Origin of the sequence: Enterococcus florum, assembly GCF_004309355.1 — a bacterium.
Taxonomy (GTDB): domain Bacteria; phylum Bacillota; class Bacilli; order Lactobacillales; family Enterococcaceae; genus Enterococcus_A; species Enterococcus_A florum.
Genome location: NZ_BJCC01000021.1, coordinates 19545 through 33912, shown reverse-complemented (window position 1 = coordinate 33912; position 14368 = coordinate 19545). Strand labels below are relative to the sequence as shown.

General features: G+C 41.6%; 13 protein-coding genes. 6 read left to right on the top strand and 7 right to left on the bottom strand.

All coding sequences use genetic code 11. The annotated features are described in order from the left end of the window. Nucleotides 1-22: 22 nt before the first annotated feature. Nucleotides 23-970 carry a class I mannose-6-phosphate isomerase gene (locus tag NRIC_RS12465; protein ID WP_146623033.1) on the bottom strand — a complete coding sequence of 316 codons (948 nt, stop codon included), beginning with the start codon at nt 968-970 and terminating at the stop codon, nt 23-25. Between the two features lie 163 nt (nt 971-1133). Here NRIC_RS12465 and NRIC_RS12460 point away from each other — a divergent pair, with 163 nt between their 5' ends. After that, on the top strand, nt 1134-1895 hold the full coding sequence (locus NRIC_RS12460; RefSeq protein WP_146623032.1) for a DeoR/GlpR family DNA-binding transcription regulator: 762 nt from the start codon (nt 1134-1136) through the stop codon (nt 1893-1895). 95 nt (nt 1896-1990) lie between these two features. On the opposite strand, the gene NRIC_RS12455 is transcribed toward NRIC_RS12460, so the two are convergent. Continuing rightward, a complete protein-coding gene (locus NRIC_RS12455) occupies nt 1991-2812 on the bottom strand; it encodes a helix-turn-helix domain-containing protein (protein WP_227873795.1) in 822 nt (273 codons plus the stop codon). Between the two features lie 218 nt (nt 2813-3030). Here NRIC_RS12455 and NRIC_RS12450 point away from each other — a divergent pair, with 218 nt between their 5' ends. Both NRIC_RS12450 and NRIC_RS12445 read left to right on the top strand, forming a co-directional pair. Further along, a complete protein-coding gene (locus NRIC_RS12450) occupies nt 3031-3321 on the top strand; it encodes a helix-turn-helix domain-containing protein (RefSeq protein WP_146623031.1) in 291 nt (96 codons plus the stop codon). Nucleotides 3322-3440: 119 nt separating this feature from the next. Next, the gene (locus tag NRIC_RS12445; RefSeq protein ID WP_227873794.1) at nt 3441-4556 is read left to right on the top strand and encodes a tyrosine-type recombinase/integrase; all 1116 of its coding nucleotides are present in this window, start codon (nt 3441-3443) and stop codon (nt 4554-4556) included. A 91-nt stretch (nt 4557-4647) separates the two neighbouring features. Here the strand turns inward: NRIC_RS12445 and rpsI are convergent, their stop codons facing one another. Both rpsI and rplM read right to left on the bottom strand, forming a co-directional pair. Then, a complete protein-coding gene (rpsI, locus tag NRIC_RS12440) occupies nt 4648-5040 on the bottom strand; it encodes a 30S ribosomal protein S9 (protein ID WP_146623029.1) in 393 nt (130 codons plus the stop codon). A gap of 13 nt (nt 5041-5053) precedes the next feature. Beyond that, nucleotides 5054-5500: a 50S ribosomal protein L13 gene (gene rplM / locus NRIC_RS12435; protein WP_307720543.1), complete on the bottom strand. Its 447-nt coding sequence runs from the start codon at nt 5498-5500 to the stop codon at nt 5054-5056. A gap of 312 nt (nt 5501-5812) precedes the next feature. Here rplM and NRIC_RS12430 point away from each other — a divergent pair, with 312 nt between their 5' ends. Beyond that, on the top strand, nt 5813-7021 hold the full coding sequence (locus NRIC_RS12430; RefSeq protein ID WP_146623027.1) for an argininosuccinate synthase: 1209 nt from the start codon (nt 5813-5815) through the stop codon (nt 7019-7021). A gap of 259 nt (nt 7022-7280) precedes the next feature. Further along, on the top strand, nt 7281-8660 hold the full coding sequence (gene argH / locus NRIC_RS12425) for an argininosuccinate lyase (RefSeq protein ID WP_146623061.1): 1380 nt from the start codon (nt 7281-7283) through the stop codon (nt 8658-8660). Nucleotides 8661-8678: 18 nt separating this feature from the next. Here the strand turns inward: argH and NRIC_RS12420 are convergent, their stop codons facing one another. After that, nucleotides 8679-9146 (bottom strand): Dps family protein, encoded by a 468-nt coding sequence (locus NRIC_RS12420; protein WP_146623026.1) that lies wholly within the window; start codon nt 9144-9146, stop codon nt 8679-8681. Nucleotides 9147-9262: 116 nt separating this feature from the next. On the opposite strand from NRIC_RS12420, the gene NRIC_RS12415 reads away from it, so the two are divergent. After that, entirely contained in the window at nt 9263-9958 is a 696-nt protein-coding gene (locus NRIC_RS12415; protein WP_146623025.1) for a prepilin peptidase, read from the top strand. A 24-nt stretch (nt 9959-9982) separates the two neighbouring features. Here NRIC_RS12415 and msrA read toward each other — a convergent pair whose 3' ends face one another. Together msrA and rpoC are read right to left on the bottom strand one after the other, a co-directional pair. Beyond that, nucleotides 9983-10501: a peptide-methionine (S)-S-oxide reductase MsrA gene (msrA, locus tag NRIC_RS12410; RefSeq protein WP_146623024.1), complete on the bottom strand. Its 519-nt coding sequence runs from the start codon at nt 10499-10501 to the stop codon at nt 9983-9985. Between the two features lie 188 nt (nt 10502-10689). Beyond that, nucleotides 10690-14346 carry a DNA-directed RNA polymerase subunit beta' gene (gene rpoC, locus NRIC_RS12405; RefSeq protein ID WP_146623023.1) on the bottom strand — a complete coding sequence of 1219 codons (3657 nt, stop codon included), beginning with the start codon at nt 14344-14346 and terminating at the stop codon, nt 10690-10692. Nucleotides 14347-14368 lie beyond the last annotated feature (22 nt).

Sequence of the window (14368 nt, the reverse complement as noted above, 5' to 3'; positions counted from 1 at the left end):
TTTTTACCTCCATAAGTTATTGTTATTGTTCAATATTTTTGTAACTTGCAACAAACATGTCTAACTCACCGGTAAATTTTAAACGTCCGAAGCTATCTGGAATAAAGAAGGATTCTCCTTTTGATACTTTCATTCCATTAATTTCACCTTGTCCTTCAACAATCGTAATAAAGTAAAATCTTTCCATCTCGTAATAACCAAAACCTTGTACCTTTATTCGACTCAATGTGTATAGACCTGGCTCGTCCCAATAATCAGTAATTTCACAACCCTCTTTTAAATAAGGTTCATACCAAACAAATCCCTTTGAGTTATCAGGAACGATTACATTATCAATCACTTTATCAATGTGAAGTTCGCGTTCTTCATTTGTATTTGGATCTACCCGATTATAATCATATACACGATACGTCAAGTCGGCATTTCTAGAAATGTTATAAGTAAGTACATCTCTACCGATTGCATGCAATGTGCCTGCCGGAATATCAATGAAATAATCCTTTTTCGCCGGCAAATATTTCAATAAGTTTGGCCAATCATGATTTTCGGCTAATTTCTTAAATTCTTCTTTTGTCTTAGCATGGTGTCCGAATTCAATCTTCCCATCAGCAGGAGTGTCTAAGATAACCCACGCCTCTGGTTTTCCCCTTGAATTATCGTGCTTCATGGCATACTCATCATCAGGATGTAGCTGAACAGAGAGGTCAGACAATGGATCCAAAAGATTAACTCGAATTGGTAATTGTTTTGTATCACATTTGAACCAATCCGGGTACTTTACATATAATTCAGATAGCGTCAAATTTGTACCCTCAACTGGACAATCCGCTTCTCCTGGTAATGCAACTACGTTATATACTTCGCCAACTGGAAATACATCTGTCTTGTAATTAAAAGTATCTAACATTCGCTGGCCGCCCCAAATCCTCGCTTCAAAATAAGGAGAAATCTTTAAAATTTGTTTTTCCACAAAAAACCAACTCCATTCGTTTGATATTATCTACATTTCAAATTATATATCTTTTATTATTTGTTTTCAAGCGATTTACAAAATTAAAATTTGGTTTTCAACCATTTTCCAAAAAATCAATAAATATGATATACTATGAAATGAGTTTCTAAGGAGGATTGAAATGAAATTAACCAGTGACGAAAGAAAAAATAAAATTTTACATGAAGTGATTACTAAGGGAACAGTCAGCATAAACGAATTAGCTGGTATGTTTGAGGTAACAACAGAAACAATAAGAAACGATGTGAAATTTTTACAAGATAAAAATTTACTAGCAAAAAAGCATGGTACCGTGACTACTCCTAATACTTTTTTTGAGAATGAATTTTCAGTAAAAGAAACCGATAATCTCGAAGAAAAGAAAGAAATAGCTGACTCTGCTCTTAAATTTATTCCTAGAAACTCAGCAATTTTTTTAGATACGAGTACCAGCGTCTTTCAATTAGCAAAATTATTAGTAATGAGGGACGACCTAACAATTTTTACAAATTCAATTCAAATAAATCAGGTTTTAGCAAATTCTGATAATCAAATCCTTTTGACTGGTGGCTTATTTAGAAAAAAAAGTGGATCTTACGTGGGAACTTGGGCCCTTAATGCCATTAAAGAGCTAAACGTTGATGTTGCTTTTATCGGTTGTGATGGCTTTTCGAAAAAGGGACCTACTATTCGTTCATATCATGAACTTGAGATAAAAAAGGCAATTTCCGAACATAGTAAGAAGAACTTTATACTCTGTGATACTTCTAAATTGGATAACGAAGGGTTATATTCGTTTATTGATTACAGTAATTTAGACATGGTAATCATGGAGCGACAATTAACTGAAATTGAAAGAAAAAAATTTCCAGATTCTTTGCTTTTTTATTCAAATGAAGGCTAGGCTAAATAAAGAAACGGGAATATCTTATGATATTCCCGTTTCTTTATTTAGATCATAATTTTAAGACAACTAGCCATTCTTATAGTTTCTTCTTACTATTTTATAGCTTTTAAATACGTTAGTATTTTTCTAGTTTCAATTTCAAATGGCTTATATAAATGCTTACTTTCATTGACATTACTTTCAAATATAAACACTTCTTTTCTATACACATACTCTATAGAATCTAAATTTTCGTTACTGCGATTAATCCCATAATAAACAATTTTCGACTTTTCCAAATCAATCCCCAACAATGGAAATGCTCGGGTAAAGAAGTCAATCGTCACTTGATTCGTTAAATCAGGCAAGTTGTGATACAAATACTTTTGTCGCTTCGCAAATGTATAGGGCAACAAATGAACTCGATTGTTTTTAACGTCTACATAGGCATAATAACGTGGTGATGAATCCAATGGATCATTGGCAGCGGCCGCAGTATAAAGTGACTCGGTTCCCTCAACTTTGGAATACGTTAGATATGGATCATTTCTCTCCACTAACATACCTGAGTCCATGATTCCTTGTAGAAATTCCATAATCGTCATTTCATCATAAACATCCACTTTTTGCTGTTTCAAAAATGCCAGCATTTGTTGTAGAAATGCTGGATTCACTTGTAACTGAAAATGATCCTTCAATAAATTGGTTAGCACTTCTTCTGGTCTCCCATACAATAGCTCTTCTACCGTCGTCTTACCCAGTAAGGCGATTTTTTTAAGTTTGTCTTCTTTAGGGAGATTGATCCCTCGCTCCCAATTATTAACTGTGGTTTTGGGAGAATTGCTGATTAGCTCACCAAACTGAGCCATACTGTATCCTAAATTCGTCCTTATTTCACGGATTTTTTTTGCTACTCTTTGTTGATCGACTTTCATAATCCTCATCACTCCGATAGTTTTCTACTTCAATCATATCAAACTTTCTTAATAATCGAAATACAAAAGTACTTATTTTCGAACTTTATTTTATTGACATTCTATCTAATTGGGTGTGCGATATACAAAAGTACTTTTATAAGTACTTTTGGCACGCCCTTTGAAAACTGAATAGCACCTTTCTTCTTTTCACTTCTAGATTGGAGGTAGATCAATCAATGGCAGTTGAAATTACACTTTCGCCTGATCAAGAGACGAGTTTAAGAGAATATATGTATACCTTAATGGTAGATGAAGTGAGAAATGCACGAATAGCCGTACATTTAGAGAATCGCTATTTATCAAAAAAAGAAACCTGTGAGTATTTAGGTATCGCCAACAACACGCTTGATAAATGGATTGATGCAGGGCTTCCCATGATACATCTTTGGGCTGTTGTACGATTCCAGCGAGAAGAGATCGATAAATGGCTAAGGGAGTATTCCAAAGCACAGCAAGGCGCTGTATGATGAGTGTGTAGTGATACTGATATGCCATTTTTGAAAGGAAGATAGAAATGGCAATTAGTCTAATGGAAAATGGCTCGTATAAAGTCAATGTTTATATGGGGGCGGATGCTTCTCGATATGTGGCTTATGCGGACAGCAAACATGAAGCAGAGATTTTAGAAACAGAAGCAAAACTAAAAAAATTGAAAGGAGAAGTGAAAAAGAAGAAAGGTTCTTATACATTCAAAGAGGTTTACCAAATGTGGTGGGATAAGAAATACACAGTTACACAACATCATGAGCAGTCTACCTTAGATCGAACCAAGACTTGCTTTGAGAAGCGAATTCTTCCTTACTTAGGGGATATTCCGATTAATAAGATTACCTATGACCTATTAGAAGATACCCAAATTTTGTGGGCATTTGGCAATGAGGAAAAAGGCATTAAACCTTATGCTAACTATAAACACTGTGTCTCCTACACCAAACAAGTATTACGCTATGCCCTAGTGAAAGGCTATATCCAAAAGAATCCCTATGATTTATTGGAGATGCCTGTAAATGCAGACCTAAAGAACAAAAAGGAAGAAAAACGTCAGCAAAAGTACTATTCTAAGGAACTCATCCAACAAGTGCTAACTTTAATGAAACCAGAATATGGGATGCGAGACTTTACGTTACTTTCTTTGGTTTATCAATTAGGAGCAGCTAAAGGGGAAATCTATCCTTTGGTCTGGTCAGATGTTGATTTCAAAAACAAGACGATTTCCCTCATGCATAAATTGGTGAAAAATAAAGCTACCGGAAAATACGAGCGTGTAAAAGGAATGAAAAACTCCTATCGCTTTCGAACGATTCCAGTAGCAGATTCCGTTATTGATTTATTAGCGAAATGGAAAAAGGTTCAATTTAATGAACTTCAACAAGTCAATATTTTTCCAACCGATGATCAATTTATCTTCACTTATACAACTCAAAAGGGAGAACTAAACCAACCTTTGCATCCAGACTATCTTAACAATAAACTTGATGCTCTTTCAAAGAAATTTGGTCTTCCCAAAATAACACCACACGGCTTGCGACACACCTTTGTCAGTGACCTTTTAAACAATGGTGTGGATGATTTAATAGTAAAATCTCTAGTCGGTCATGCGGAAACATCTGAAATTACACGAAATGTTTACGGGCATGTAAATCCAGAAGTTCAAAAAGAAACCGCCAAGCACTTGGAAGATTATCGGCAAAAAACAAGTTGAGAAAAATAGTCGTAACCAAGCTCGTAACCAAAATAAAAAAAGCACCTTCCAACTGAATGGAAAGTGCTTGAAATCGTTGGTATAACAACGATTAACGCTTAGAGAATTGAGATGCTTTACGAGCTTTCTTAAGACCTGGTTTCTTACGTTCAACCATACGTGAATCACGTGTAAGCAATCCAGCGCGTTTCAATGGTGCGCGGAAGTCAGGATCTACTTCTAGTAAAGCGCGAGAGATACCATGACGGATCGCTCCAGCTTGTCCTGCGTAGCCTCCACCGTTCACGTTGACCATTACGTCATATGAACCAGCTGTTTCAGTAACGCCAAAAGGTTGGTTGATCACCAAACGTAGGTCAGCGTGTGGAATATATTCTTCAACGTCTTTATTGTTAACAGTAATTTTACCAGTCCCTGGTACTAAGCGTACGCGAGCAACTGCATTTTTACGACGGCCTGTGCCGCTATATTGTACTTGTGCCAATGAATTTCCCTCCTTAGATTAAGTTTGTGATATCCAAAACTTCTGGTTGTTGTGCTGCGTGTGGATGTTCCGCTCCACCGTATACATGCAATTTCATGCCTTGTTTGCGGCCTAGAGTGTTCTTAGGCAACATGCCCTTAACAGAAGTTTCGATCAAACGGCGAGAATTTTTAGCACGTAATTCACCAGCAGAAACAGATTTCAATCCGCCTGGATACATTGAATGACGGTAATAAATCTTGTCTGTTGCTTTCTTACCTGTTAATTTCACCTTGTCAGCATTAATTACGATTACAAAATCTCCAGTATCTACATGTGGTGTGTATGTTGGTTTATTTTTTCCACGTAAGATAGAAGCAACAACTGTTGAAAGACGTCCCATAGGAACATCCGTTGCGTCTACTACGTACCATTTACGTTCTACTTCGCCTGGCTTAGCCATATATGTTGTACGCACGATTTCTTCCTCCAATTTCAATTTCGAATGTTTGACAAACACTTGAGTTTCCGGGGCTCTCGTGGGGCAAACAATACCATTTACCATAATACTTCCTAAAGCTTGCCATGTCAACGTTTTTCTCTAACTAAATCAATTTTTTCTCCTGATCGAGTATACAGTCCTTGCGTGGCGTTTTTGAATAAAAAGAGCATATTTCGAAATTATTTTGCATAAATATTTAAAAAGTGCTTGATTTTTGTATTTTATGATGCTAAGATGACTTCAACACAAAAATTAGAACTTACGAAAAACAGATAAAAGGGAGTCTTCAGGATGAAAGAAAAAGTGATTTTGGCCTATTCAGGCGGATTGGACACCTCGGTTTCCATCAAATGGTTAGTAGATGAAGGTTACGATGTCGTAGCTTGTTGTTTGGACATCGGCGAGGGTCGCGATACTGACTTCATCAAGCAAAAGGCTCTGCAGGTCGGGGCATCTGCCTCTTATGCGATTGATGCCCGTGAAGAATTTGCACAGGATTTCGTATTGGTTGCGCTGCAGGGAAATACCTTCTATGAAAACTCTTATCCTTTGGTCTCAGCCCTTTCTCGTCCGCTGATCTCGAAAAAATTAGTCGAGCTGGCCCACGAAACAGGCGCCACTACGATTGCCCATGGCTGTACCGGTAAAGGAAATGACCAAGTACGTTTTGAAGTTTCCATCGCAGCCCTTGATCCGAACTTGAAAGTGATCGCACCCGTTCGTGAATGGAAATGGTCTCGGGAAGAAGAGATTGCTTACGCTGCTGAAAAGGGTGTGCCGATCCCAGCGGATTTGGATAACCCTTACTCGATCGACCAAAATTTATGGGGACGTGCTTGTGAATGCGGCGTACTGGAAGACCCTTGGGCAACACCGCCTAAAGGAGCTTACGCGATCACTGCTGAATTGGAAGAGACTCCAGACACACCGACGATTATGGAGATCGCTTTTGAAAAAGGAGTTCCCGTTGCCTTAGATGGTCAGCACATGCAATTGGCTGACTTGATCATGACCTTGGATGCCGAAGCAGGCAAACATGGGATCGGCCGAATTGATCACATTGAAAATCGGTTGGTTGGGATTAAATCTCGTGAGGTCTACGAATGCCCGGCAGCAATCGTGCTGATGACGGCTCACAAAGAACTGGAGGATTTGACCTTCGTTCGTGAGATGGCGCATTTCAAACCGATCATTGAACAAAAATTAGGACAAATGATCTACGATGGTCTATGGTTCAATCCAACGATGGATGCTTTGATCGCTTTCTTGAAGGAATCACAGGAAGTCGTAAACGGCGTACTGCGTGTCAAATTGTTCAAAGGAAACGTGATCGTTGAAGGACGCAAGTCGAACAACAGCTTATACAATGAAAACTTGGCGACTTATACCTCAGCAGATACGTTTGATCAAGATGCAGCAGTCGGCTTCATCAAGCTTTGGGGCTTGCCGACAAAGGTCAATGCTGAAGTCCAATCGAGTTTAAAACAACCTAGTCTGTAAAGAATCCGCAAGATCGAACAGATGTGAGGCAGCTTTTACTTGCCGGTAAATAAGGCTGTCCGGTTCACATCTTGCCATTGCTCTTAGGAGAGTTTCTTTTCCCAGTGAGGAAATAAGGAAACCAGCAATGTTTCATCCTGAGGTATCTGAAAAGATGCCTCCTCCCAAGAAAATAAGCCTCACGATTGTTGTGAGGCTGGACATGAATAAAAAGACCGTTTCGGCGGTCTTTTTCTACTTTGAAAATGAGGTGTTGACGATGGCAAAGCTTTGGGGCGGCCGTTTTGATGGTAAAAATGAAGCATGGATTGATGCATTTGGCGCTTCGATCCCTTTTGATCAGCAATTAGCCAAACAGGATATTACAGGCAGTCTGGCCCATGTGAAGATGCTGGGCAGTACAGGAATCATTTCCCAAGAGGAAGCCGATCAGATCATCGCAGGGTTGAATACATTGGCAGAAAAATCAGCTGCCAATGCCCTGACCTTCACGATTGAAAATGAAGATATCCATTTGAATTTAGAGAAAATGCTGCACGACGAGATCGGTCCGGTTGCGGGAAAATTGCATACGGCCCGCAGTCGAAATGATCAAGTGGCAACAGATATGCATTTGTATCTGAAAGAGCATGTGCAGGACATCATTGAAAAAATCACGGCATTCCGTGAAGTATTGATCGCAAAAGCTGAGGAGCACGTGGAGACGATCATGCCTGGCTATACGCACCTGCAGCATGCACAGCCGATTTCTTTCGGGCATCATCTGATGGCTTATTACGGCATGCTGACACGAGATCAGGAGCGCTTGAGTGAAAGTGTGAAACGTATCGATCTATCCCCGTTAGGCTGCGCTGCATTGGCCGGAACAACCTTCCCGATCGATCGGCAGCAGACAGCGAAAGAATTAGGTTTTGGCGGGATTTACACCAACAGCTTGGACGGTGTCAGCGACCGAGATTTTATTTTGGAATTTTTGAGCAACAGCTCCATCTTGATGATGCATTTGTCACGTTTTTGCGAGGAGATTATTTTATGGTGCAGCCATGAATTTAAGTTCGTGGAATTGACTGACACTTTCTCCACCGGCAGCTCGATCATGCCGCAAAAGAAAAACCCGGATATGGCAGAACTAATCCGCGGTAAATCCGGCCGTGTATTTGGAGATCTGATGGGTTTGTTGACCGTAATGAAGGGCTTGCCGTTGGCTTACAACAAGGATCTGCAGGAAGACAAGGAAGGCATGTTCGACACCGTGCATACCGTAGCAACGAGTTTAGAGATCATGACTGGAATGATCCAGACAATGAACGTGCATACCCAGACGATGCACGATGCAACGGAAAAGGATTTTTCTAACGCGACAGAGCTGGCTGATTATCTAGCAACGAAGGGAATTCCCTTCCGTCAAGCCCATGAAATCGTTGGAAAATTGGTATTGGACTGCACTAAAAAAGGGATCTATCTACAAGATGTAGCTTTCAACGACTACCAAGCCATTTCTCCTTTGATCGAGGAAGATATTTACGACACACTGTCTTCAAAAACCGCAGTGACTCGCCGGAATTCTTTGGGCGGAACCGGCTTTGATCAAGTCATAGAACAAATTAAATTGGCCAAAGACGCACTAAACGCCAGCTGAGTTCAGCTGGCGTTGTTTTTATGCATCGATTTCTGGTGCTTTTCCTAAGTGTGCTTGGATCATCCAAATACGCTTTTCAGTCGCTGTTTTGAATTCGATAAAGATATCTTGTGTTGGATCATCGCCTTCTTCATCAGTTACTTCGATTCCTTTTTGGTACAGATCAGCTAAGTAACGATAGCCCTTCACTAAGATTTCTAGACGTTCTTCCATCGTACGATCCCAGCGTCCAACTTCATCAGGAATTTTTGTGTTGTCAGCCATTTCACGCAAGGTTGAGAATGGTGAGCCATCTAATGTGATTAAGCGTTCTGAAATTTCATCCAGTTGGTCGTTTACATCATCCATGAAGTCGTCCATCATTGGATGCAAGGTCAAGAAACCTGGTCCGCGCATGTACCAATGTGTTTGGTGGATCACCATAGACATTTGACTTAGGTCAGCAACAAGTTGATTCAATACTTCTTTGGTTTGTTCAAATTTCATGTTTAAATTCCTCCTATTTTTGTCCTTATTAAAAGCATAGTACATTTTCATCAAAAGCACAAAAGATAAGTAAAAAAAAATTGGTTTTCGTATCTTTTTTATGAGGAGGGATAGGAATGAAGCTTTTTTTATTTGTGATTGGAACGGTATTGGGGTCTTTTTTGTGTTTATGTGCGGAACGAGTGCCAAAAAAGGAATCCGTCATTTTCGGTCGTTCTCGGTGCTCCTACTGCCACCATCCTTTAAGTGTGAAGGAGTTGATCCCTTTGCTTTCGATCATACGCCAGCGATTTCGTTGTCTCCACTGCGGTCGGGCATTAGCCTTTCGCTACTTTTTTATCGAATTTCTCGTTGGCAGCTTGTTCGTCGTGTTTCTTTCAGAAAGGTCGCTGATTTTATTTTGGCAATTGTTTTGGCTGCTGAGTACTCTCGTGTTGGCCGTGATCGACTGCGATACCTATTTAGTTGAGGAACGAATTTTTCTAAGTACCAGCTTGTTCCTAGTCGCGGGAGGGCTGATCCTTCATCAGCCGATCTACTGGTGGCAGCCGTTGATTTTGCTCCTTTGTTCATCTGTCCTGCAACGGTATTTGCCTGACAGTTTAGGGATGGGGGATGTATGGTTGACAGCCGTGTGGAGTCTCTTGTTGACTGGGTATAAATTGCTGGTTTTATTGTTTATTGCCTCTGGTTCTGGACTGCTCTTTTTTATGATTCAACGCATTCGGCAAAAGCCGCTACGCGAGGTCCCATTTGTCCCCTTTTTATTCTGCGGGTTGTTAGTCGTGCTGTTAAGTTTAAAAAAAGCCTAGTGTCGGTCGACACTAGGCGAAGAGTTATTTCCACTTCTTACGCAGAAATCCTGCACGGCCCGAACCTTCACGGTAAGCGGCATAATGCAGCTTGTTCTTCTTGTAATAGTCTTGATGGTATTCTTCTGCCGGATAAAAAGGTTGTGCAGGTTCAATCTTGGTTACGATCGGTTGATCAAAACGGCCACTGGTTTGCAGTTTGGTTTTAGAGCGTTCCGCTGCTGCTTGTTGCTCAGGAGAATTGTAGAATATCACCGGGCGATAAGAATCTCCGCGATCGGCGAATTGGCCAAAGGCATCGGTTGGATCTGTTTGCTGCCAGTAGATCTCTACTAATTCGGTATATGAAATCACTTCTGAATCAAAGGTGATCTCAACTGCTTCTGTATGACCAGTCGTCCCAGTCGTTACTTCTTGGTATGTTGGATTGACCACGTGCCCACCTGTATAACCGGAAACCACCTTTTTGATGCCTGGCATTTGATCAAATGGTTTTACCATGCACCAAAAGCAGCCGCCTGCAAAAATCGCAGTTTCTTCCATAATTATCATCCCCTTTAGCTTTATCATACTCGCTTTTGACAAATCTCAAATCAATTTGCTCAGAGAGTTAAGAAAATGCAACCGAAGGACTCATCGGGTATTTCAACTGATTTTTCGATGTATTTTTCCCAAAATATCTGCATAAGAAAAGCCGCTCAGAATAGAGTCTGAGCGGCTTTTTCACGTCTTTAGCTTAAAGGATGATGATTCAATGCATCTTCAGCAGCTAATTGTGCCTCAATATCAGAGATACTGTAGACATTTTCGCTGGCAACGACCACTTCTTTTGGTTCCATGTTGCGGTAACGAGACATACCAGTACCGGCAGGAATGATCTTACCGATGATAACATTCTCTTTCAATCCAAGTAATGGATCTTTCTTCCCGCGAATTGCAGCATCGGTCAAGACACGAGTCGTTTCTTGGAAGGACGCAGCAGACAAGAAGCTGTTGGTTTCTAATGATGCCTTTGTGATTCCCAGTAAGACTGGACGAGAGGTGGCAGGTGTTCCACCCGCTACCAATGTATCGTAGTTGCGGTCTTTAAAGTCAGCGATGTCCAGCAAAGTACCTGGTAAGATATCTGTGTCGCCTGGATCCATTACACGGACTTTACGCAACATTTGACGTACCATTACTTCGATATGCTTATCGCCGATCTCAACCCCTTGCATCCGGTAAACGCGTTGAACTTCTCTTAACAGATAAGTTTCAACGGAGATCACATCACGGACCTGCAGCAAGTGTTTTGGATCGATTGACCCTTCTGTCAACTGTGTTCCACGATGGATGTAGTCTCCTTCTACAACCTTCATCCGAGCTGTATAAGGAACGGTATAGGTTCTAGTATCTGTTTCACCTTTGACGGTAACTTCTTTTGTACGTGTCGCAGCATCCTCAACGATCTCAGTGACTTCACCCGTTACTTCAGTGATGACAGCAAGACCTTTCGGATTCCGTGCTTCAAAGATTTCTTGGACACGAGGAAGACCTTGAGTGATATCGTCTCCGGCAACCCCACCCGTATGGAACGTACGCATGGTCAACTGAGTACCAGGTTCACCGATGGATTGGGCAGCGATTGTACCGACAGCTTCCCCAACTTCAACGTCGTCACCAGTAGCCAAGTTGCGGCCATAGCAGTGCTTACATACACCGTGCTTCGTATTGCAGGTGAAGACCGAACGAATTGTTAATTTTTCAACGCCTGCATCGATCAAGCGTTTCGCATCCAATTCAGTGATCAAAGTATCAGGACCTAACAACAATTCACCTGTTTCAGGATGGAACACGGATTTTTGGGTATAACGTCCAACTAGACGTTCTTCCAAAGATTCAATGATTTCATTGCCTTCGCGAATTGCAGAGATTTCCAGCCCGCGGTCAGTGCCACAATCGTCTTCACGAACGATAACATCTTGGGCAACGTCAACCAAACGACGAGTCAGGTAACCGGAATCGGCTGTCTTCAAGGCGGTATCGGTCATCCCTTTACGAGCCCCGTGAGTGGAGATAAACATTTCCAAGACGGACAAGCCTTCACGGAAGTTTGAGATGATCGGCAATTCCATAATTTGTCCATTCGGAGCGGCCATCAATCCACGCATCCCAGCAAGCTGAGTAAAGTTGGAGATATTCCCCCGAGCACCGGAATCGGACATCATGAAGATCGGGTTTTTCGCATCTAAGGATTCCATCAATTTCAATTGAATCGCATCTTTAGCAGCGTTCCAAACACCGATAACCCGTTCATAACGTTCATCGTCTGTGATCAACCCGCGGCGGAATTGCTTCGTGATTGTTGCCACTTGTTTGTGGGCATCGTCAATGATTTCTTGTTTTTCAGCCAAAGCCATGATATCAGCAATCCCAACAGTCATCCCGGCCATTGTTGAATGCTTGTATCCCAAGTCTTTCATGCGGTCCAACATCATAGACGTATCTGTGACCTTGAAACGTTTGAAGACTTCAGAAATGATATTTCCTAAGTTTTTCTTCTTGAACGGCAAGATGATCTCTTGTTCGCTGATCGCTGCCGGAATATCCGCACCGCGTTCAACAAAATACTTGTCAGGTGTGCGTTCGGTCAAGTTGAAATCTGTTGGTTCATTCAAGTAAGGGAACTCTTTGGGCATGATGTCATTAAAGATGATCTTCCCAACTGTAGTAATCATCATGCGTTCTTTTTGCCATTCCGTGAATGGTTTGTCACCTAAAGCGTTAGGGTCGACAGCTACACGGGAGTGCAAATGCACATAACCATTGCGCCATGCAAGAACAGCTTCGTTCATATCGCGGAAGACCATGCCTTCCCCTTCACGACCTTCTTCTTCCATTGTCAGGTAATAGTTCCCCAAGACCATATCTTGAGATGGAGTAACTACTGGTTTACCATCTTTCGGATTTAAAATGTGTGTCGCAGCTAGCATCAACAGGCGTGCTTCTGCTTGTGCCTCGTCTCCTAATGGCAAGTGAACCGCCATTTGGTCGCCATCGAAATCGGCATTGTAGGCTTCACAAACCAATGGGTGAAGACGAATCGCACGACCTTCAACTAAGATTGGTTCAAAAGCTTGGATCCCTAATCGGTGCAATGTAGGTGCCCGGTTCAGTAAAACGGGGTGTTCTTTGATTACTTCTTCCAAAACATCCCATACCACGTCTTCTTGTCGCTCGATCTTACGTTTTGCATTTTTGATGTTTGACGCAATTTCACGTTGAACCAATTCTTTCATGACGAAAGGCTTGAACAATTCGATCGCCATTTCCTTTGGCAATCCGCATTGATACATTTTTAAAAACGGTCCCACGACGATTACTGAACGTGCAGAGTAGTCCACCCGTTTCCCTAGCAAGTTTTGACGGAAACGACCTTGCTTCCCTTTCAACATGTGCGAAAGAGATTTCAATGGACGGTTCCCTGGTCCAGTGACCGGACGGCCGCGACGACCATTGTCGATCAACGCATCTACAGCTTCCTGCAGCATCCGTTTTTCGTTTTGCACGATGATGTTTGGTGCATTCAAATCCAATAAACGTTTCAAACGGTTGTTCCGGTTGATTACCCGGCGGTACAAGTCGTTCAAGTCAGAAGTCGCAAAACGACCCCCTTCTAATTGGACCATTGGACGCAAATCTGGAGGAATGACTGGAATGACATCCATGACCATCCAGCTTGGACGATTGCCAGAAGCTCGGAAAGCTTCTAGGACATCTAGACGACGGATCGCACGGGTCCGTTTTTGTCCTTGTGCTGATTTCAATTCTTCCTTCAATTCCGCAGATTCACCATCTAGATCTACTTGATCCAGCAATTGCTTGATGGCTTCTGCACCCATAGCGGCATGAAATTCTTGTCCGTATTGTTCGCGTTTTTCACGGTATTCGCGTTCCGTCAATAATTGTTTCTTTTCTAAGCTTGTGTTGCCGGCATCGATCACGACATAGGAAGCAAAATAAATGATTTCTTCCAACGCACGAGGACTCATGTCTAAAACAAGTCCCATACGAGAAGGAATGCCTTTAAAGTACCAAATATGTGTAACAGGTGCAGCCAATTCGATATGTCCCATCCGTTCGCGGCGAACTTTAGAACGAGTCACTTCAACGCCGCAACGGTCACAAACAATCCCTTTGTAACGGATCCGTTTGTATTTACCACAGGCACACTCCCAGTCTTTGGTCGGGCCGAAGATACGCTCATCGAACAACCCTTCACGTTCTGGTTTTAATGTACGATAGTTAATCGTTTCCGGTTTTTTTACTTCACCGTATGACCAGCTTCTGATTTTTTCAGGAGAAGCCAAACCTATTTGCATACTTTCGAATTTATTTACATCGATCAAAAGGGTTTCCCTCCATTTCATT

Coding starts and splice junctions, on each gene's coding strand:
- msrA (WP_146623024.1), bottom strand. CDS start 10,501: ATGGAAGAAACTGCGATTTTTGCAGGCGGCTGCTTTTGGTGCATGGTA.
- NRIC_RS12455 (WP_227873795.1), bottom strand. CDS start 2,812: ATGAAAGTCGATCAACAAAGAGTAGCAAAAAAAATCCGTGAAATAAGG.
- NRIC_RS12420 (WP_146623026.1), bottom strand. CDS start 9,146: ATGAAATTTGAACAAACCAAAGAAGTATTGAATCAACTTGTTGCTGAC.
- NRIC_RS12430 (WP_146623027.1), top strand. CDS start 5,813: ATGAAAGAAAAAGTGATTTTGGCCTATTCAGGCGGATTGGACACCTCG.
- NRIC_RS12460 (WP_146623032.1), top strand. CDS start 1,134: ATGAAATTAACCAGTGACGAAAGAAAAAATAAAATTTTACATGAAGTG.
- NRIC_RS12415 (WP_146623025.1), top strand. CDS start 9,263: ATGAAGCTTTTTTTATTTGTGATTGGAACGGTATTGGGGTCTTTTTTG.
- NRIC_RS12450 (WP_146623031.1), top strand. CDS start 3,031: ATGGCAGTTGAAATTACACTTTCGCCTGATCAAGAGACGAGTTTAAGA.
- argH (WP_146623061.1), top strand. CDS start 7,281: ATGGCAAAGCTTTGGGGCGGCCGTTTTGATGGTAAAAATGAAGCATGG.